Here is an 18,694-nt window from a genome sequence, read left to right as displayed (position 1 = left end):
GTGACCTGGTGGCGGCCAAACGCTTCCTCCGCAAGGCGCTGACGCGCCATGGCCGGCCGGAGCGCATCGTCATCGATGGCAGCCAGACCAATTACGAGGCGATCCTTTCCTGCGACGCTAAAAGCCGGCTGCGGCAGCGATCGCGGCGACCGCTGAAGCCAAACCGCATCCGCAATAGCCGGTATCTCAACAATCGGATCGAACAGGATCACCGGCGTATCAAGCGCCGCATTCGATCCATGCTCGGCTTCAAGTCGCAGGCGAGCGCCGGAGGATATCCTCTCCGGCATCGAGATGATCCACATGATGCGCAGACGATCGTGTTCGACAAGTTTGGGCAGCACATCCCGCTGAACCGTCAGAGCACGCGCTTCAAATGCGAGGGCATCGACCTGTCGACCCAGACGCTGGCCGATCAGGTCGGCCACGTCACCTTCGCCGTCAAGCCGCTCTTCGACCTGATCGAGGCGCATGTGTTCCAGGCTGACCGGCTTCATGGCGACGATACGACGATCCCGATCCTGGCCAAGGGCAAATGCACGGCCGGGCGAATATGGGTTTACGTGCGTGACGATCAGCCGTTCGCCGGCCCTGCGCCGCCGGCGGCGGTCTTCTACGCCTCCAGCAACCGGCGCGGCGAGCACCCGCAAAGGCATCTGGCCGAGTTCAGCGGCATCCTTCAGGCTGATTGCTACAACGGCTTCAATCCGCTGTTCGACCGGACGAGGAAGCAGATGCCGGCGACGCCCGCGTTCTGCTTCGCCCATGCGCGCCGGAAGTTCTTCGAGCTGGCCGATATCGCTCGCAATGCCCGACGCGGTAAAGGCACCAAACCGATCTCGCCGATTGCCCTTGAAGCCGTGAAGCGCATCGATGCCCTGTTCGCCATCGAGCGCCAGATCAACGGCCTGGGCGCGGCCGAGCGGCTTGCCGTCCGGCAGGAGAAGAGCAAGCCGTTGCTGGGCGAGATGGAGGAATGGCTGCGCGCCGAGCGGGCCGGGCTCTCTCGCTCATCCCCGGTGGCCGGGCCGATCGACTATATGCTGTCGCGCTGGGCCGACTTCGCCCGTTATGCCGACGACGGCAGGACCTGCATGTCGAACAATGCCGCGGAAAGAGCGCTGCGCGGTGTAGCCATCTCGGGGTCATTCTGCCCATGTTGGGCAGGAGGTCGAGGTCCATTACCGTTGGCACCCGTATTTCGGACGTCGGCTTCGCTGCGAGAACAGCGAAGAGCGCGCCGACGGCCGGATCATTCACCTCGTCGTCGCGCCCGGTCATGTCATTACCGCTCCGGCCTGGATGATCGATCCCGTGGCTTGCGCGGCGATGGACCTGGGCCCCCCGCGCGTATCGCTTGCCGCGCTGCTTGAGCTTAACAAGCTCTTGATCGAACGCCGTTTCCGGCGAGGCTCTCCGGATGGTTTCACCATCGCGGAGTCGCAACATGAGAACCCTGCCACCCCCGACACGATCTCTCGTGGTCGTTCGCCAACTCAGCTTGCCGCTCGACTCGCAGAAGCTGAACGGGCTGAGTTCAACGCAACGGACCATAGTGATCGCCCGGCTCGCCAACGTACTGAGGGCCGCCGCCGGCGTGGCAACGGAGGAGGAGAGCTGCGATGACGAGCGGTAATCTGATCCGACTGCCGTCCTCAAGCGCAAGGCCGTCGTCTATGTGCGTCAATCCACTCAGGCGCAGGTCCAGCTCAACCTTGAGAGCCAGCGTCGGCAATATGAGCTTGTCGACGTCGCGCGGCGCTGGGGATTCCGCAAAGTAGAGGTGATCGACGAGGATCTGGGACGAACCGCAAGCGGGGCCGTGGAGCGTCCCGGTTTCGAGCGCCTGGTCGACGATCTGTGCACCGGCCATGTGGGCGCCGTGCTTTGCCTGGAGGCGTCCCGCCTGTCGCGCAACGGGCCGGACTGGCATCGGCTGCTCGAGTTGTGCGGCGAAGTCGATGCACGCGTGATCGATCTGGACGGAGTCTACGATCCGGGATTGCCGAACGACCGCCTGCTGCTGGGTATGAAAGGCAGCATCAGCGAATTCGAGCTCGGCGTGCTGCGTGCCCGCATGTACGAGGCCGCCCGCGCCAAGGCACAGCGCGGAGAACTGCGCATCTCCGTGCCCTTCGGCTATGTCTGGCACCGCGATTACGGTCTCGGGTTCGATCCCGACATGCGCCTGCAGGAGACCATTCACCTGATATTCGCGCGCTTCCGCGAACTCGGCAGCGCGCGCCAGGTCCTGATCTCGATGATCGACGATGGCGTGCATTTTCCCAGACCCTCGGACGGCAAGAAGATGGTGTCCTTCGACTGGGTGCCTATCCGCTATCGCAACGTGATCTCGATCCTGAAGAACCCGTTCTACGCCGGCGCCTATGTCTATGGTAAGAGCGAGAAGCGCACTGAGATCGTCGATGGCCGCGTTCGCAAGAGCTATGGCCATTACAAGCCGGCCAGCGAGTGGGCGGTGGTGCTCAAGGACCATCACGAAGGCTATATCGGATGGAGCGAATACGAACGGAACCAGGAACTGCTCGCCGCCAACGCCTATGGCAAAGCCGGCGGCGTCAAGTCGGGCCGCGGCGGTCGCGCGCTGCTCCCGGGTCTCATCTCCTGTGGTCGATGCGGGCGAAGGCTGGTTGTCATGTATGCCGGACGTGGCCAAGGTTATCCGGTATATCGCTGCGAGCGTGGCAACCTCATGATGGCGCAGGCGCGATGCATGTCGTTCAACGGCTTTCGCACCGACGCGGCGGTGACACGCGAAGCGCTGGAGGCGGTTGCGCCGATGGCGATCGAAGCGGCGTTGGAGGCTGAACGCATGCAGCTGGAGAGCGAAGCCAAGCGGCGGCAGATGATCGAGCTGGACCTGCAGCAGGCGCGCTACGAGGCATCGCTCGCCGAGCGCCGCTATGCGGCCTGCGACCCGGAGAACCGGCTTATTGCGGCCCAGCTCGAGAGGAGTTGGGAAGCCACGCTCAGGCGCGTGGAGACCTGCGAGGCCCGGCTGAGCGAAGTCCAGCGTGTGGAGCCTGTCGACGCGGTTCCGGACTTCACGGGCCTCGCCCAGGATCTCGAGGCCACCTGGAATGCGCCGGGTGTCGACATGCGCTGTCGTCAGCAACTGCTGCGCGCACTCATCAAGGACATCGTGGCGGACGTCGATGACGATGCACGCGACGTGATCTTGACCATCCACTGGCATGGAGGCCAGCACTCGCAGGTACGGGTTCGCAAGCCCAAATCCGGAGAGCATGGCCAGCGTACGCCTGAGGAGGCTCTGGCGATCATGCGATCCATGGCAACCCGGTGGTCGGATGCCGAAATCGCTGCCACACTCAACCGCATGGGCATGCAGACCGGTCAGGGAAAGACCTGGACTGCTCGGCGCGTCCAATCGCTGCGCACGGTGCACAAGATCAGCGGCTATCGATCTTCCGACAAAAATGGCGAATGGCTCACCATGTCGGACGCGGCCGCTAGGCTCCGTGTGTCGCACGTCAAGATCCGCCGCTTCATCAGGGATGGCCTCTTGCCCGCCGAGCAGGTCATGCGCGGCGCGCCCTACCAGATCCGCGCCAGCGACCTCGAAGACGAACGGATCAAGGCCGATTTGGCGCGCAATACTCCGCGTCGCATCCACGACGACAACCAGGAATCGCTGTTTTCCGCCATTTGAAAATGAGGTGCATAATGAATCAGTCTTCGCTTGCGGAAGAAAAGCTTGGCTCTTCGCCGGTTCCGACCGCGGCGCGGACCGCGCCGCCGCTATGCTCACCCCTCATCATGACCGCACGGCTGAATGACGTAGATCCCAAGGCCTGGCTCGCCGATGTCCTTGCCCGCATCGCGGACCTGCCTACGTCTCGCCTCCCGGAACTGCTCCCATGGGAATGGAAGCGCCGTCTACAGGCCGAGAGTTCGCCTCGTCAGCAGGCCGCCTGAACCCGCACCCCTGCATCATAGTTCAGCTTGCCATCGTGCGCGCGTCTCTCGCCCGCGTGACTGCTCGGATGCTTACTTTCCAGGTTTGCGACAGAACCTCCTGTTCGATGCGGTTGTTGAAATACTAGCTCTTGCGGATTCTGATCGGCTTCAGTGCTCGTCGCGATCGATGCCGCAGGCGATTTTCAAGATCGCAAGATCGGATGGCCTCGTGATTGGTCTGGCTGCCGTCGATGGCGATACGTCCCGGCCTGCCATGGCGCTGTGCGAGGCCGGACCTCGCATCGCCAAAAGCTAACTGGACTGGCAACATTGACGAGAACTGGCGCTATATCCAAGGCCAGTTGGCAATGTAAATGACATCAACGCCGGACCGTCGGCTTACAGTTCATCGGCCAAAAGAGTTGGAGACACAATGACTTTCCTGCGCGGTTTGTCCGCTTTTCCCATCACCCCCGCTGATCGCGGCGGTAATGTCGATGAGCCCGCATTGGAAAAACTTCTTGCGCGCTTGATGGAGGCAAAGGTCGATTCTATCGGCCTGTTGGGAAGCACGGGCAGTTACATGTTCCTGTCGCGCCAACAGCGCCAATACGCAATTGAGGTGGCCGTCGATAAAGTCGGTGCTGATATTCCCTTGTTGGTCGGGATTGGAGCGCTGAGGACGGACGAAGCCGTGCAACATGCCAAGGATGCCAGAGCGATCGGTGCGACAGCCGGCTTGCTGTCTGCAGTGTCGTACGCACCTCTGACCGAGGATGAAGTGTTCGAGCATTTCCAAACAGTCGCATTGGAATCCGGTTTGCCGATTTGCATCTATGACAATCCCGGAACAACGCATTTCCGGTTCTCATCCGCCTTGGTCGAAAGGCTGTCTCGGGTGCCCGGGATCGTCGCCATCAAAAACCCCGGTTTTGGCCCGGCTGAAACCCAGCGCCATCTGGAGGACCAGCGCTCACAGGTGCCAGACGGCTTTTCGATCGGCTACAGTGGAGACGCGCAGTGCACCGAGGCGATGATTGCAGGTGCCGATACCTGGTACAGTGTCATTGGCGGACTTCTTCCCGATGCCTGTTTGAAGATCGTCAGGGCTGCACAAAGGGGCGACGCGGCCGAGGCACGTAGGATCAATGCCAGCCTCGAGCCGCTCTGGGCTCTGTTTAAACGGTATTCCAGCCTGCGGGTTGTCTATGCTTTGGCGGAGGCATTGGAGATCTGCCATGCTTCACCTCCCCTGCCCACCAGGTCACTTTCCGAGGACGCGCGGTCAGAGGTTTTGGCAGTGCTAAAGCAGCTTCCAGCCGATGTGATCAGCCTATCCAGATGAGCAGATAGCCATGATCATCGATCCCTCGGTGGGCACTCCCCTGATAATGGCGTTCTCGGCCTACATTCTGGCCGCATCCAGTCCAGGGCCGAGCAATCTTGCCATCATGAATACTGCCATGAGCCGGGGCCGTGTCGCAGCGCTTGCACTGGCTGCCGGCGTCGTCTCTGTCTCCTGGATGTGGGCAGTGCTCGCCTCGACCGGCGTTGCAACGGTATTGAAAGCCTGGCCGAGTGCTCTCAATGTCATGCAGTTCATCGGAGGCTGCTATCTGTTCGATGATCGAGCTGACGAGCCGCCAACCAATGCAGAGGCGCTTCTGCGAATGGAACAGGGATTCCGCGAAGTGCTTCAGCGAGGGCAGAATGATCAAGCCGCCTCGTCTTTTTTCAGCGATCCAGGGATGCCCGCTGGACGGGATGACCCCAACAGAAGCGTGTCGGACGCTTTCGCAGCAGCCGGCTCTAGGCACGCCGGAGTTGAGGCCGCCGCCCCGCCAGTGTTAGCTGCCAGCCAACAGCAGATCCGGCCCTCGCCGGATGCGCTTGACCGACCGGTATCATCCTCGGCTGCTGCAGGCGTGCGCTTGTATGCCCCTTCGATGATCTCTCGGAAGACCAGTTCCGAAAACTGCGATCAGTTGCCCGCCTTGTGCTGCCGCCTCGCCGTCGAGGTCGAAACGCCCGCGAATCAATGGAAGGTCAGCGGGCCATGGGGGCAGAGTGCAACGGTGTCTAAACCGTCTTTATGAGGGGAGAGGTACACTTGGCTTTCCTGTTCCAGCAGCATCCGGCCGCACACCGACGCGATGGGGAGCTAGAATTCAGATCGGACCTTCGCAAGGCGCGCACCGCGGCTCAAACGCCGTTTCTTTGGGAAAAATGGCTCAGTACCGACAAAGCTTCTGTAATGGCCCTAGCGGCCTCGGTTGCGCTCTTGGTCGCGATACAGTGGCAAGACCCCCAGATCAACGAGGCGGTCCTAAGCGAACTGCGAACGATTCAGATCAACTACGCATTGCTCCAGCGCGACGTCGCCCGCGCCGACATGGTATTGGACTTCCGTTCCGTTGCTTCTACCGGACAAGCATTGCAAAGGAACCTTCAAAACTACCAACGCCTTGTTGAGATTTCGCCCAATGAGAGCTCCGGAGTGCACTCCAGGTTGCTTGCACAGCTCAAAAAGTCCCTCGAAAACACAGAGGCTGCCATCTCGGCCTCGGCCGCGCAAAATGAGCTTCTGCAAAGCTCTCTCGTACGCTTTGCTCGCTCGGCTAATCGCCTTCGGGGGGGAGTGTCGAACAGGCCTGAATTTTCCAATCTGATCCTTCAGTTTTCGGCCAGACCGGGATTCAGCCTCGCATTACAAATCGATCAGTCTCTCGGCCGACTTCCTCCTAGCCAGGACCAAGTCACGGAGGATGTTGCCCGCGAGGGCCGCGCTATCCTGTCCTCAATGTTGAGGTTGGACCGCGCTGTCAATCGGATCCCATCCTTCGACACGTTCGCCAAGGCCGCCGAATTGGAGCGAGAACATCTGAAAGCCTACAGCTTCGCCAGCGCGCAAGCGCAGCGTACACGACTTTTCTTTGGCTTGGTGTCCATATGCCTCTGCTTGTTTGCGACCATTCGAGCCTCCACGCTGCATGTGCGGACGAACCGGTTGGAAAGGCGGTTGGAGCTTGAAGCGGCAATGAGTGAGATCGAAGCTTGCTTCATCGACAGTCAAGCAACGAAGGCTTCGCGGCGCTTCTCCACCGAAGCAGCGCTTAGACTCATTCAATGCGTTTTCGATGCGGATCAATGCGCGCTTGCTCTGGTGGATCCGAGTATCAGCAGGAATACCGAGTACTTTGTCGCGAACAAGCGCATGCGCGTCTGGAACGCCACGCTAATCCATGAAGTCGTCTCACTTGTACACGCGGAACAGCCGGTGTTTCGCGTCGTTCCGGCGTCGGAAGTGGTTCGGACTGCCGTAGGCACTTCCGGTGTTTGTCAAATTGTTGGTTGCAGGGCCTCCGATCAGCAGGCTGCGGTTTGTATCCTTGTTTTTGAAGGAGATCGCTCACCACCCTCCACAGACGACCTCCCGGTTCTGGCAAGCGCTACTGTGCGTTTAAGCAACCATCTTGAAATGCAACGTGTACACACGGAATGCAACCTTTTGGAGAGTCGATGGGAGCATGCGGAAAGGCTGAGTGCTGTCGGCACAATCGCAAGCGGCGTTACACATGAATTCAATAATATTCTAGGAGCAATAATCGGCTACGCAGAGATGGCTAAAGATCTTGTGCGCCGCCCCTCGAGAATTCGGGGCCACATCGGCCAAATTATCTTGGCCAGCAACCGAGCCAAGCTGATTATTGATCAAATTTTGTCACTAAGCCGAAATCGGAAGCGCGTGACGATGCCTTTCGACGTCTCGGAGATAGTAATGGATCTCGCGCCATTGCTGCGGGTTACACTTCGTGCGGATGTTCAGTTGAACCTCAAGATCAACGAGTGGCAAACGGTGATCGAGGGCAGCCCAACCGAGATACAGCAGATCCTTATGAATCTATGCAAGAACGCGTCGGAGGCTCTCTTGAATGAGGGCCGTGTCGAGGTTAGCGTTTCTCGCGCTCACGTCTGTCAAACGAAGTCCGTGGCTAAGGGCACCTTGAAACCGGGAGATTACGTTCTCCTCTCCATCAGCGACGATGGCCAAGGAATCGCAAGTTCGGTGCTTCCGCATATCTTTGAGCCCTTTTTTACCACGCGCTCTCGCGTCGGCGGGACCGGACTGGGTCTTGCTGCAGTGGACCGCCATGTGAGCGCGCTCGCAGGATGCCTTGACGTCACCTCGGCTGTTGGCCGAGGTACACGCTTCGATCTCTACTTACCGGCCTGCGCTGAGGAGCAGGTCAGAGCTGATAGCGCTTTCGGCCCATACGATGGATCACTTGGAAACGGAGAAATCATTGCAGTCGTGGAGCCCGATCCAGCAGCGTTGGAGATCTACAAGGATAAGATCGCCGCGCTGGGTTATAAGCCGGTCGGCTTCGCGACCTTCGAGAGTCTTTGCGACTGGATCGAGAGCGGGAAGGCAGCCGACCTCCTAATTTTCGATAAAGCGACTTTCCTAGGGCGAGGACAGGCCGAAGCCGTATGTCCCACCCTGATGACGGTGCCCATCATCGTCGTTGGTGGAAGCGACCCCATGCCGATCACATCTGGTAATCAGACCTTCGTCCTTTGGCTAGCCAAACCGGTCTCGTCCAGGACGATGGAGCATGCAATTCGTACGATGATAATGGCATGATGCCGCCGACGCGCTCAGGCTACCGAGCTATCGAGGCAATCGGAGGCGGAGCCGGCTGGGATCCAGCAAATACAAGAGCGTCGGACGATCTCTGCGCACCCGGCTCATGGCGAGTTCCCCTCGAACACTGTCGTCGGCTTCCGCCCAAGGAAAGGGCTCCCCGACCACGGCAAACCTGCCGCCGTGCTCGTGACCGTCAAGGACAAGTCGCCGCGCGATGGGGTCTGCGGGCCTCCATCCTTGACAAGTCACTGCGCGCTGGCGGCGACAGGCGACGGTAATATAAGGTCGGGATGAGGAGATGGTCGCCAATCGGTCAGGCAAGATGGTTGACGAAATGACTCGGGAGCAAAGCTTGACAATCATGGCCCCATTCACGCCAGACTTCTCCTGTGCGTTCATCATCGGCTACGGCTCCTCGCCTGCCCCCACAAGGCTATCGCCGCCCGGCCGGGCAAGCGATATCCCAGGTTCCGACGTGTTCCTTTCATGCTTGATGGCCCTAGACCCCGGCAGGGCGACGGCTCCTCGCTTATCGGCTCCGCACATGTCGCCTTCGACGGATGAGAACATCTCGGCCCCTGCAATCTTACCACAATCCTGGCTCATTTCCCCACCCACACGATTGCTATGTACGCTTTGCCGTGGTCGTCACCTCCCACGCCGCAACAGTCGCTACCGAGCGAGCGCTATCCCTTACCCGGGCCGGACTCGCACCAGCTGGAACGCGCCAGTTTTGGCCCGGCAAAGCTCACCTCGATTGCCGCGCAAACTAGTCACGTGTTGCCATCACCTGGGCCGAGGGGGCTCTGTCGCAAACCTTTTGGTAAGCGGAGCATGGCAAGAAACACGCCTCAGCTGTGGAGGAGCACGTGATGTTCAAGGGCCGCCATTTCGACCAGTCGGTGATCCTGCTNTCGGTAAGCGGAGCATGGCAAGAAACACGCCTCAGCTGTGGAGGAGCACGTGATGTTCAAGGGCCGCCATTTCGACCAGTCGGTGATCCTGCTGTGCGTGCGCTGGTACCTGGCCTCACATGGGCTTCTTGGGGTCAAGGATTAAATTCAGCAACGCATGAGCAGAACTCCAGGACTGTTTCGGCATCCAAGGTCTGAGCCCGATTTGCATGACCGGCCGGTCTCCGAGCACGATCAACCTCACATGCGGTCGCCGTTCAGTACGGCTGCACCAATATCCCGCTTGCGGCGGGCAAGGGCTCAGGAGGATGAAACCATTCTACAAAACGGGCATTCAGGCCATGCCAGGTATCGGTTCATCCACCTGGATCGGCCAGGACCGATCGGGTCCTGGCGGATTACGGGATTAGGGCGCCTTCGATCACGATGCCGGCGGTTACATACTTCCAGAGAGCGACTAGCAGCTTGCGGGCGAGCGCCACAATCATTGTCTTACGCATCCGCCCGCCGTTTTGCTGAACGCGTCCACGGAACCAGAGAGCAAGCGCCGATTCGTTTGGGAGGCATCGGATCGAATCTGCGGGAAGCGACTACACCCGCTCTTGCCAAGCCTGATCGAAGCGATGGAACGCCACGGACACGGCGCTATGGATAGCGAGACCCGCCGGCAATTGTTGACGATGAGCCCAGCGACGATTGATCGCGTTCTCAAGGACATTAAAGGCGAGTGCCAGCGGGCCGCGGCGGCGGAAAGGATCAACGACGATCCGGCGTAGTGTTCCAGTTCGGACTTTCTCGGATTGGGATGACCCCGCACTGTCGAGGCGAGTCTTGTTTCTCATTCCGGCCCATACGCGAAGGGCGCCTTCTCGCAAACCCTGGTGTTGACCGATATCGCCACGGGCTGGACGGAATGCGCGCCGCTGCTGGTTCGCGAGCAAACGGTCCTGATCACTGCGTTGGCCGAACTGCGCAAGTTGCTGCCGTTCCCGCTGCTGGGCTTCGACACCGACAAGGACAGCGTCTTCATGAACGAGAGCGTTCAGGGGTATTGCTTGGGTGATAATATCGAACTCACCCGTTGCCGCCCCTACCGGAAGAATGACCAGGCATTTGTCGAGCAGAAGAATGGCGCGGTCGTGCGTAAGATCGTTGGATATCGACGCTTCGAGGGACTGCAAGCCACACGGGAGCTAGCCAAGCTTTATTCCTCGATGCGGTTGTTCATCAATTTCTTTCAGCCATCATTTAAGTTGAAAGAAAAGCATCGTCACGTAGCCAATTGGTCAAGCGGTATCATCGTCCCGCCACGCCCTATCAGCGGCTGCTTGAGGATGCACGCACGCCGGAGGTTATCCTCTCCGGCATCGAGATGATCCACATGATGCGCAAGCGACAGGCGAGGTATGCCTACAATCCCAGTCNGGTTATCCTCTCCGGCATCGAGATGATCCACATGATGCGCAAGCGACAGGCGAGGTATGCCTACAATCCCAGTCTGTCGATCGCTGAGCAATTCGATATCCTCGCTGCCTGACGGACAGGCCGAAATGGGCCGTTCACAACCCCATTTCCAGGTTTGCGACAGAGCCGGTGCCCGAACTCATCCGCAAGGCCGGCCGCAAATCGCCCCCAAAGACCAGGCCACACGCCATCCGCAAGCCGAAGGACGTTTGCTTCGAAAAGCCCGGCGATGTCATCCAGATCGACACGCTGACCTTGACCATCGCGCCGGGTCGAACCGTCAAGCACTTCGATGCCTATGACGTCTTCGCCAAGTGGACCGTGGCAAAGCCCTATTCGCAAGCCGCCGCCGCAAACGCCGCCGACTTCCTCGCCAAGGTCACCGCCGAAATGCCGTGGCCGATCAAGGCCATCCAGATCGACGGTGGCTCCGAGTTCATGGCCGAATTCGAGACCGCGTGCCAGGACAACGAAATCCCCCTCCATGTCCTGCCGCCACGGTGGCCAAAACTCAACGGAGCCGTCGAACGGTGCAACGGCGCCTGGCGCTACGAATTCTACGCTACCGTCGATCTGCCAACCCAGATCGACAAGATCGCCCAGCATGTCGATGCTTTCCAGCATCTCTACAATCCTGTTTCATAACGCCCATCTTTCTATGTTGTTGAATGGAATAAGTTTTCCTGATCTCGATGCGATCCTGTGAGGTGTCGAGGGTTCTGCCGGGCGCGATCGAGGATCTGATGTGCTTGTGGGGTGGCGAGTTTTGAACGGCTGAAGATCCATGGGCCGTCGGGTAGCGGATGAGCCCCCTCGATCTGGCCGGCCTCGGCCGCCAGACGCAGCGTTTTTGGCGCTATCCCGAGCAACTTCGCCGCACCGCCCAGATTAAGCCACGGCTCGACCCCGTCGACCTGGGGACGGAAGACCGGAATCTTGCGATATGACCTCAGTGCGGTGACCCGCTCCCGTGTCCACCGATTGCCATTGCCGGTCGTCAGTCCGTTGCGATTGAGGACACCGGCAATCACATCGTCATTGGCGATAAGGACGAGCTGTCGTACGGCGTCGACAATATCGTCAGGCGTCGCGTTTCTTTGCCCGCGGCGCCGCTTCGGCAGGCGCAGCTCGGTGTGGACACCACCAACCCAATGGATGACGAGGACGATCTCGGAGGTTCCATCATCGAGATCGGCAACCACTTCATTGATGAGCGTTCGCACGATGCGCTTCTTCAGCCTTGCATCGGTTGTCGGCGCCGTCCAGACGGCGCGGAGGTTCCCCGCAAGTGCGGCTACCTGGGATGCGGACATGGGGATCGGCTGCGGCGCAACCGTCCGATGTTTGGCAATCTTGGCTTAGATCTCGCCGGCGCGAGCGAGCGCCTTGTTCCAGCGTGCTTCGAGCTGCGACGTCACCAGCCTGTTCTCCGGATCAGCCGCGTCGTATTGCCGGAATGCCCGGTCGGCGGCATAGCGCGCTGCCTCGAGGTCGCACAGCAGGGCATCCTGAACCTGGTCGCGTTGGTTGGCCATACGGCGTTCCGCCTCGATGGCGGCGGCAATGGCTCCTGGTTCGACCACCCCGAGCAGCGCCTCCTCGATCGCATCATCGACCCGCAGACCGCCGAAGGCGATGCAACGTGGTTCGCCGTTGTCGAGCAACCCTCGCCAACAGGAATAGCGCGGGATGTTATGGTTGGCTCCTGTGTAACGAACCGTCAGCTTCCGGCCGCACCTTTTGCAGCGGAAAAGGCCGGCAAGCAGAGCGTCGCCATGCTTCGGCGCTCCATGATGGCGACTGGCCGGTACATTGTCGCTGACCATCTTGCGGATCTCCTCCGCCCGTTCCCAACTGACGTAACCTTCGTGTGCATCCGGGATCAGCGCCAACCATTCATCACGCGCCTTGCGGCGAATTCCAGATCGGCCACCGTATCCCGGTACGGAGCGACTCTTACCATAAGCATAAGCGCCGCCGTAGATCGGGTTCGCAATCATCCGGTGTATGGTTGCATAGTTGGGTCTGCGCCAGATGACATCACGTCCGCGCGCCTGACCGGCAAATCCAACCCGTGTTCGAGGTACCATAGGAGCGCCTGCCGTGCACTGCCAAGTTCGGCGACTTTGTTGAAGACCAACGCAATGGCGTCCTGGATGCGCCGGTCGGGATCTTTCTCGATCCTGTCACCGACCTTCAAAAAGCCGACCGGGACCGTGACGACAAGCTCTCCGCGGCGTGCCTTCTCGTAGCGGGCGGAAAGGGAACGCTGACGTAAGAGATCGAGCTCATACTCGTTGAGGCTGCCCTTCAAACCCAAGAGCAGCCGGTCATTGCCCTGCCGTGGTGCGTAGACCGCTTCCTGGTCGATCAGAACGGTATCAACGACGCGGCACATCTCGATGAGCTGCTGCCAATCGCGGCTGTTGCGGGCAAAACGCGATACCTCGCGTGCCGCTACCGCCCCCACCTTGCCAAGGCAGACCTCGGCGACCATGCGGTCAAAACCAGCGCGGGTTACACCACCGGCGGCCGAACGACCAAGATCGTCATCCACCGTCTCAATGCGCGACCAACCAAGTGCTGTCAGGCGATCGCGCATGGCGTATTGAAGGGTACTGCTTTCGCGATTGTGCAGAACCTGGTGAGCCGAGGACTGCCGAACATAGAGAATAGCCTTCCGCTGCAGATGGTGCGGCCCGATCTTCTCATGCATCATGACCGGCCTCCTTCTGCTGGGAGGCGCGCCCGCAGTTTGCGTGATCGACGAACAGCCGCACGATGAGAACCGTCAGCGCCTGGCGGGTTTCCTCCGGCAACTCCGGCCATTGCGGCATGCCTGCGGTCATCCCCCTCTGCGGAGCCGAAAACAGATCGAACTGGTATGTCATGGACTGGCGAGGCATGGACATCTCTCCGACTCGTTTCGTGAGAGACCAATGCTGCGCCCATTACCGCAGATTGCGATGAGGCGTCGGCGTCTTCCAGTAACTTTGCCAAAGCATGCAGGCTCGCGAGATCGACGTGCGGAACCGGCAGGCTGCGCCAATATCCGCTCACGGAGCGGTCGAACATCCATGCTGGGACTTCAAGAAGCCGATCAGAAGAAGCACCAGAAAGGCTGCAGCGGAAAATATCCGTACCTTTGGCCAGCGCCTCATGGACATGCACGAGCTGACCGCACCAAGGATGCCACGGATATAAAAGCTCGCGAACCTCCGTCCCGTGGGTGTACTGTCGTCGTGTTGTACAACCATCACAGGCCACACGGAGCACTCGACGGCCTCACTCCAAGCGAGTATCTCAAAATCTGCCGACCGGATGACCCAGCCGTCTCATATGTACTGAGCGCGGACACTTGATTTTCGGAAGAACATATGACGTGCGACCTTGGCGCTGGCGAAAGCAATACCGCGAGCGACGATCATGCCTGAGGTAAACGGTCTGCCAAAGTTTGGGACGGTACACCGGCTGAACGATTGATACACCAAGCCGCTGTTGCAATCGGCTGGACTGAACGACGTCGGCGATCTGGGTTCCGTGGGCGGCCCCTTGGTTTAACTCGGGCCTGGAACGGATTTCCTGCTTGAATTTTCCGCTTTGAAGCGCGATAATTCATTCCTGACAAGGAGAGAATTATGAGCGCTGCCCTTTTGAGCCCCAATGAAGTCGCCGCCCTGGCCGCCACCTCGAAGACGGTCATCGAGAAGGCGCTTGAGCAGAAGGTGTTCAACGCGCCTCGCGGCACGGTTGGCGATCGCCGGCTCCTGCCGCTGCATGCCGTTGCTCTTGCCGCGGCCGCGAAATCGCTCGGCCGACGCATGACTGTCAGCGACAAGAAGCTCGTCGCGCGCAAACTGGCGGCTCTGTCGCCGGCGGCGCTCAAGACGGCGGAGATCGAAGTGGCGCCCGCCGTCGTCCTGCATGTCGGATCCTTGGCTCGGGACGCGGTCGAGCGCGCCGAGCGCTACGCAGCCGACCGGGAAGCGTTCATCGAGATTGCCGAAGGTGTCCAAGGTGGGCGCCCCGTGATCAAGGGCACACGGCTGACCGTCAGCGCTATCCATGGTCGGCTCATTTCCGGCGACACGATCGAGACGCTGATGGAGGACTATCCCGACATTCCGCGGCGCGCCTTCGAGGCTGCCGCACTCTATGCGCAGACCCACCCGCAGGTTGGCCGTCCTGTGCGCCGCCGGAGATCGGCGGTGTGAAATTCTTCATCGACGAGTGCATTTCGCCGACGCTGAGCCAACATCTCAATCAGAAAGGCCTGCACGACGCGGTCCATCCGAGGGACCGTGGCCGGCTGCGCGATCCCGATCACGTCGTCTTCGCCCGCGCCATCGAGGAGGACAGGATCATCGTGACCGAAAACGCCGATGACTTCCGAAAGCTCGCCAGCGCCGTCGACCTTCACCCTGGCCTGATCATTCTGCCCTCGGTCGCACGTGCAGAGGCGCAACGTCTGATGGACCTGGTCATCGCGCACCTCCTAGAGACGGGTGGCGAGCGTCCGCAGGACCTGCTCGTAAATTCGGTGCTTGCCATCACGATCGACGGTGCCATCGGGATCGACCCGCTGCCGTGACGGCCTGAGAGTGCGCGCGAATTCACACAATCCCCCATGCTCGATATCGTCCCCTACCCGTCACCTCCCGCAGATTGAGCTCGCCGACCAGATTGAGCGCGCCCCTGGCCGTAACCTTCAGTTCCTTCTCGATCATCGCGCTCGACACCAAAGGCCGCGACAGGACATAGTCGATCAGCTGCGGCAGCTTCGAGTTGCCGCGCCGGTTCCTGGTGCGGCGCAGCATCTGTTCCCGCGCCAGCGCCAGCCGGTCATGTTCCTTTAGGCCGAGCGCGGCGGCTTCCGTAAAGGCGTCGATGAATGCCAGCAGGCGTATGGTCCGGTCACGGTGACGCCGGCGCTCACGGCCGATAACCCGCAGGCCGCTGTTGAGCGCCAGCAGGTGGGCCGTGGTCTTGCGGCGCTGCCGCAGCATGGCCGCGACCAGAAGGGTGCCGAGCCACGGCTGATGCTGGAGCGGACTGATGTCTTCCCAGGCGTCGGAGAGCATCGCGGCCGCCAGCACCGGCGGAAGATCCGCCATGCGACCAAGCATGGCGCGCCACTCGTCGAGGCGGGCAGGCTCGTCCCAATCCAGATCATAGACCAGCGGATCCCGCTCCGGTGCCGCTTGCGGCTGGGAAGGACGTTCGACCGCGACGCCTTCGAGGACCGCGCTTGACCGCGCCAGCACCGCGTCGATGGCCGCGAACTCCTCGGCCAGCGAATCCGGCTCCTCCGCCTCGATTGCTTCGTCGGGATCTAGCTCCGGCGCCAGAGCTCCCTCCCCTTCCCGGCTGTTTTTCACGGGCGCCGCTCGGCGGCCGCGCCCGGTGAGGGCTAAAAAACCCTCGCGGGCTAGGGCCCCAGTCGGGGGCGTTGCCAAGAATCTGTCGGCGGGTGCGCAGCACCGCGTGCGCGCGGGTGAGTTCGTGGGTGGGCGCGCGGATATCCATATGCGCATCGTGCAGAACGAGGTCCTCGACATGGACAAGTTCCCCTTCGAGCCAAAGCGTGGCGGCCGCATCGTGGAAGTGAAAGCGTTCGACAAACCCGTCGCGCACCGGCGAGCGGGCGAGACGCTCGTCGAGACGCGTCACAGCGTCTTCCGCCGCGACCAGCGGGCCGGCGATCTCTCCCATGGGCTCGTTCGTGGGATTTCACCGTCAGGTATGTTCATCGCGCACTGGCTCCGTCAGTCGATAAGCATCACGTTTTCGAGCGGCCATTGCGGGCCTGACCCCGTTGCCTCATGCGCGCGCCCAAGCTTGCGCAGAATGATGCCGGCCGCGGCCCGCCACGCCACATATTCTCCACGGTCCTCGGCGATGACGCGCACATAGTCGTGATAGGCGCGTGGGTACGCGGTCCGCAGCTCAAATCGATGCTGCGGCACAGTGCCATGGTGGCGAAAACCTCGTCGCGGATCTTCGTGCGAACCTCGGGTTCAAACAGGTCGGGTGTGACCCGCACGATGGCGCCAGGAATGTCTCGGCACGACCAGACGATCGGCTCTGCTGTCTCCGGCACAGGTACCCTCACGGCGCCGCGACAAAAAGGTGGATCGGTTCACGGGTGGGCGCCAAGGGCACGGTCGGACTTTCCACCCGGCCTGGCCCGGGCCGATCGCGCGGGACGGTCGGGTGTTGAAGCGGCATTGTCGCTTTTACTTCCCGATTTCAAACGCCAAAACGTCATATCCTGTTTAGGTTTGGGCGTTATAGCCGGCGCGATTTTCCGCTAACGATTTCATTGGTCGCTCATTTGCCGAACCGATTACACAACCGAAAAGCAACTCCTTCNTCGCAAAGAGCGTCGTAAGGCTTGCGGAGCCGCCCCTCAGCTCCCGTCGAGGAGCAATCCACAATTCACATATTTGGAGATGGCTCGCTGGTTTACCGGTGTCGCTTTTACTTCCCGATTTCAAACAGGGAAAAGTCAGGTGTTGTTTAGGTTTTGGCGCTACGACAGCCCCGATTTTCCGCTAACGATTTCATTGGTCGCTCATTTGCCGAACCGATTACACAACCGAAAAGCAACTCCTTCCCCATCTCTCTCCGATGAAGCATGGTCCGCGGCACGTCGTGTAGCCCGCGAGCTGGATAAGATCCTCGATGGTGCGGGGCCCCGTCAGGCGCCAATCGGGCGGGCCGCCGCGGAGCTGCGCCTGTCGACCCGCCAGATCTACAATCTGCTGGCGCGCTACCGCATCGACCGGNGTCCGCGGCACGTCGTGTAGCCCGCGAGCTGGATAAGATCCTCGATGGTGCGGGGCCCCGTCAGGCGCCAATCGAGCGGGCCGCCGCGGAGCTGCGCCTGTCGACCCGCCAGATCTACAATCTGCTGGCGCGCTACCGCATCGACCGGACCGTGACGTCGCTGCTGCGCGACGGGGACGGGACTCGGAAAAAGCGCCTTGACCAGGGTATCGAGGAGATCATCGTGAAGACGCTGCGAGAGCAGTGGCTCGTGCTGGAGGCTCCGCCGCTCGCTCCCGTCGTGGCCGAGGTCCGGGCTCGCTGCGAGGAGGCCNTGCCGCATCGGCCGGACCGTGGCGTCGCTGCTGCGCGACGGGGACGGGACTCGGAAAAAGCGCCTTGACCAGGGTATCGAGGAGATCATCGTGAAGACGCAGTGGCTCGTGCTGGAGGCTCCGCCGCTCGCTCCCGTCGTGGCCGAGGTCCGGGCTCGCTGCGAGGAGGCCGGCCTGGCCACTCCATCCTATCTCACCGTCGCGCGTCGCATACCCTCGCTGTTCAGCCCCGAGGAGATCGCGAGGAAAAGATCAGCGAACCCGAAGCATCTTCAACGGCTCAAGGCGCGGCCGGGTTACATCCATGCCACGCACCCGCTGGATGTCTGCCAGATCGATCACACGCCCACCGACATCAACTTCGTTGAGGTCGTCGACGGTGGTGGAACCTTCATCGGCCGCGCATATCTTACGATCGTTAGCGACGTGGCGACGCGCTGCATTCTCGGCTTCTGCCTCACCCTTGAGAAGCCATCGGCGCTGTCGGTCGCGCTCTGCCTCGCGCAGGCCATGTGTCCAAAGGAGGCATGGTTGGCCACGCTCGACATCGAGCACGGGTGGCCGATGTTCGGTCGACCGCGGATGCTTGTGACCGACTCCGCCAAGGAATTCAAAGGACATGCCTT

At 60.9% G+C, this 18,694-nt stretch carries 14 protein-coding genes and 8 pseudogenes; 15 read left to right on the top strand and 7 right to left on the bottom strand.

Features of this window, described 5'->3' with window-relative positions; genetic code table 11:
• Positions 1–8 precede the first annotated feature (8 nt).
• The 5 genes and pseudogenes from X738_RS88010 to X738_RS81905 form a co-directional block, all read left to right on the top strand.
• A pseudogene (locus X738_RS88010) lies at positions 9–209 on the top strand (DDE-type integrase/transposase/recombinase); the annotation flags it as partial.
• 90 nt (positions 210–299) lie between these two features.
• Positions 300–1,139 (top strand): annotated as a pseudogene (gene tnpC, locus X738_RS88005) (IS66 family transposase); the annotation flags it as partial.
• 308 nt (positions 1,140–1,447) lie between these two features.
• On the top strand, positions 1,448–1,636 hold the full coding sequence (locus X738_RS0144690) for a hypothetical protein (protein WP_031257056.1): 189 nt from the start codon (positions 1,448–1,450) through the stop codon (positions 1,634–1,636).
• A 42-nt stretch (positions 1,637–1,678) separates the two neighbouring features.
• Positions 1,679–3,691 carry a recombinase family protein gene (locus X738_RS78880; protein WP_051408007.1) on the top strand — a complete coding sequence of 671 codons (2,013 nt, stop codon included), beginning with the start codon at positions 1,679–1,681 and terminating at the stop codon, positions 3,689–3,691.
• A 28-nt stretch (positions 3,692–3,719) separates the two neighbouring features.
• Positions 3,720–3,957 (top strand): annotated as a pseudogene (locus tag X738_RS81905) (transposase domain-containing protein); the annotation flags it as partial.
• A gap of 127 nt (positions 3,958–4,084) precedes the next feature.
• On the opposite strand, the pseudogene X738_RS86505 reads toward X738_RS81905, so the two are convergent.
• Positions 4,085–4,222: pseudogene (locus tag X738_RS86505) on the bottom strand (IS6 family transposase); the annotation flags it as partial.
• A 150-nt stretch (positions 4,223–4,372) separates the two neighbouring features.
• On the opposite strand from X738_RS86505, the gene X738_RS78870 reads away from it, so the two are divergent.
• The 3 genes from X738_RS78870 to X738_RS78865 are packed head-to-tail and all read left to right on the top strand — an operon-like array spanning position 4,373 to position 8,584.
• Positions 4,373–5,284: a dihydrodipicolinate synthase family protein gene (locus X738_RS78870; RefSeq protein WP_023803886.1), complete on the top strand. Its 912-nt coding sequence runs from the start codon at positions 4,373–4,375 to the stop codon at positions 5,282–5,284.
• A gap of 10 nt (positions 5,285–5,294) precedes the next feature.
• On the top strand, positions 5,295–6,035 hold the full coding sequence (locus X738_RS81455; RefSeq protein WP_023803885.1) for a LysE family translocator: 741 nt from the start codon (positions 5,295–5,297) through the stop codon (positions 6,033–6,035).
• A gap of 14 nt (positions 6,036–6,049) precedes the next feature.
• Positions 6,050–8,584 (top strand): two-component system VirA-like sensor kinase, encoded by a 2,535-nt coding sequence (locus X738_RS78865; RefSeq protein WP_031257053.1) that lies wholly within the window; start codon positions 6,050–6,052, stop codon positions 8,582–8,584.
• Between the two features lie 1,315 nt (positions 8,585–9,899).
• Here the strand turns inward: X738_RS78865 and X738_RS85625 are convergent.
• Positions 9,900–10,052, bottom strand: a pseudogene (locus X738_RS85625) (IS110 family transposase); the annotation flags it as partial.
• A gap of 3 nt (positions 10,053–10,055) precedes the next feature.
• On the opposite strand from X738_RS85625, the pseudogene X738_RS78855 reads away from it, so the two are divergent.
• From X738_RS78855 to X738_RS78850, 3 genes and pseudogenes are all read left to right on the top strand, one after another.
• Positions 10,056–10,882 (top strand): annotated as a pseudogene (locus X738_RS78855) (transposase); the annotation flags it as partial.
• Positions 10,883–10,930: 48 nt separating this feature from the next.
• A pseudogene (locus tag X738_RS84015) lies at positions 10,931–11,038 on the top strand (IS6 family transposase); the annotation flags it as partial.
• Between the two features lie 56 nt (positions 11,039–11,094).
• Positions 11,095–11,610, top strand: a complete 516-nt coding sequence (locus tag X738_RS78850) for a DDE-type integrase/transposase/recombinase (RefSeq protein WP_023803878.1) — start codon at positions 11,095–11,097, stop codon at positions 11,608–11,610.
• An 11-nt stretch (positions 11,611–11,621) separates the two neighbouring features.
• Here X738_RS78850 and X738_RS88000 read toward each other — a convergent pair whose 3' ends face one another.
• The 4 genes from X738_RS88000 to X738_RS78840 all read right to left on the bottom strand — a co-directional run bounded on the left by X738_RS88000 (position 11,622) and on the right by X738_RS78840 (position 13,871).
• Complete coding sequence (locus X738_RS88000; RefSeq protein ID WP_245277873.1) at positions 11,622–12,188, bottom strand: recombinase; 567 nt, start codon at positions 12,186–12,188, stop codon at positions 11,622–11,624.
• 135 nt (positions 12,189–12,323) lie between these two features.
• On the bottom strand, positions 12,324–12,965 hold the full coding sequence (locus X738_RS87995) for a recombinase zinc beta ribbon domain-containing protein (protein WP_023803876.1): 642 nt from the start codon (positions 12,963–12,965) through the stop codon (positions 12,324–12,326).
• Positions 12,962–13,684: a recombinase family protein gene (locus X738_RS87990; protein WP_023803875.1), complete on the bottom strand. Its 723-nt coding sequence runs from the start codon at positions 13,682–13,684 to the stop codon at positions 12,962–12,964. The genes X738_RS87995 and X738_RS87990 overlap by 4 nt, the downstream gene beginning before the upstream one ends.
• On the bottom strand, positions 13,674–13,871 hold the full coding sequence (locus tag X738_RS78840; RefSeq protein WP_031257050.1) for a hypothetical protein: 198 nt from the start codon (positions 13,869–13,871) through the stop codon (positions 13,674–13,676). Before X738_RS78840 ends, X738_RS87990 begins: the two co-directional genes overlap by 11 nt.
• A 732-nt stretch (positions 13,872–14,603) precedes the next feature.
• On the opposite strand from X738_RS78840, the gene X738_RS78830 reads away from it, so the two are divergent.
• On the top strand, positions 14,604–15,179 hold the full coding sequence (locus X738_RS78830) for a DUF433 domain-containing protein (protein WP_023803872.1): 576 nt from the start codon (positions 14,604–14,606) through the stop codon (positions 15,177–15,179).
• Positions 15,176–15,556, top strand: a complete 381-nt coding sequence (locus X738_RS78825; RefSeq protein ID WP_023803871.1) for a DUF5615 family PIN-like protein — start codon at positions 15,176–15,178, stop codon at positions 15,554–15,556. The genes X738_RS78830 and X738_RS78825 overlap by 4 nt, the downstream gene beginning before the upstream one ends.
• Before the next feature lie 22 nt (positions 15,557–15,578).
• Here X738_RS78825 and X738_RS78820 read toward each other — a convergent pair whose 3' ends face one another.
• Entirely contained in the window at positions 15,579–16,421 is an 843-nt protein-coding gene (locus X738_RS78820; RefSeq protein ID WP_280811929.1) for an RHE_PE00001 family protein, read from the bottom strand.
• Positions 16,422–16,491: 70 nt separating this feature from the next.
• Between X738_RS78820 and X738_RS87985 the strand changes: the two genes are divergently transcribed.
• Together X738_RS87985 and X738_RS78805 are read left to right on the top strand one after the other, a co-directional pair.
• Positions 16,492–16,878, top strand: coding sequence for a hypothetical protein (locus X738_RS87985; protein WP_245277874.1), 387 nt, complete (start codon positions 16,492–16,494; stop codon positions 16,876–16,878).
• A gap of 1,193 nt (positions 16,879–18,071) precedes the next feature.
• Positions 18,072–18,694 (top strand): annotated as a pseudogene (locus X738_RS78805) (Mu transposase C-terminal domain-containing protein); the annotation flags it as partial.

It is taken from the genome of Mesorhizobium sp. L48C026A00, assembly GCF_000502375.1.
Taxonomy (GTDB): Bacteria; Pseudomonadota; Alphaproteobacteria; order Rhizobiales; family Rhizobiaceae; genus Mesorhizobium; species Mesorhizobium muleiense.
This window is presented reverse-complemented; position numbering and strand designations above follow the sequence as displayed.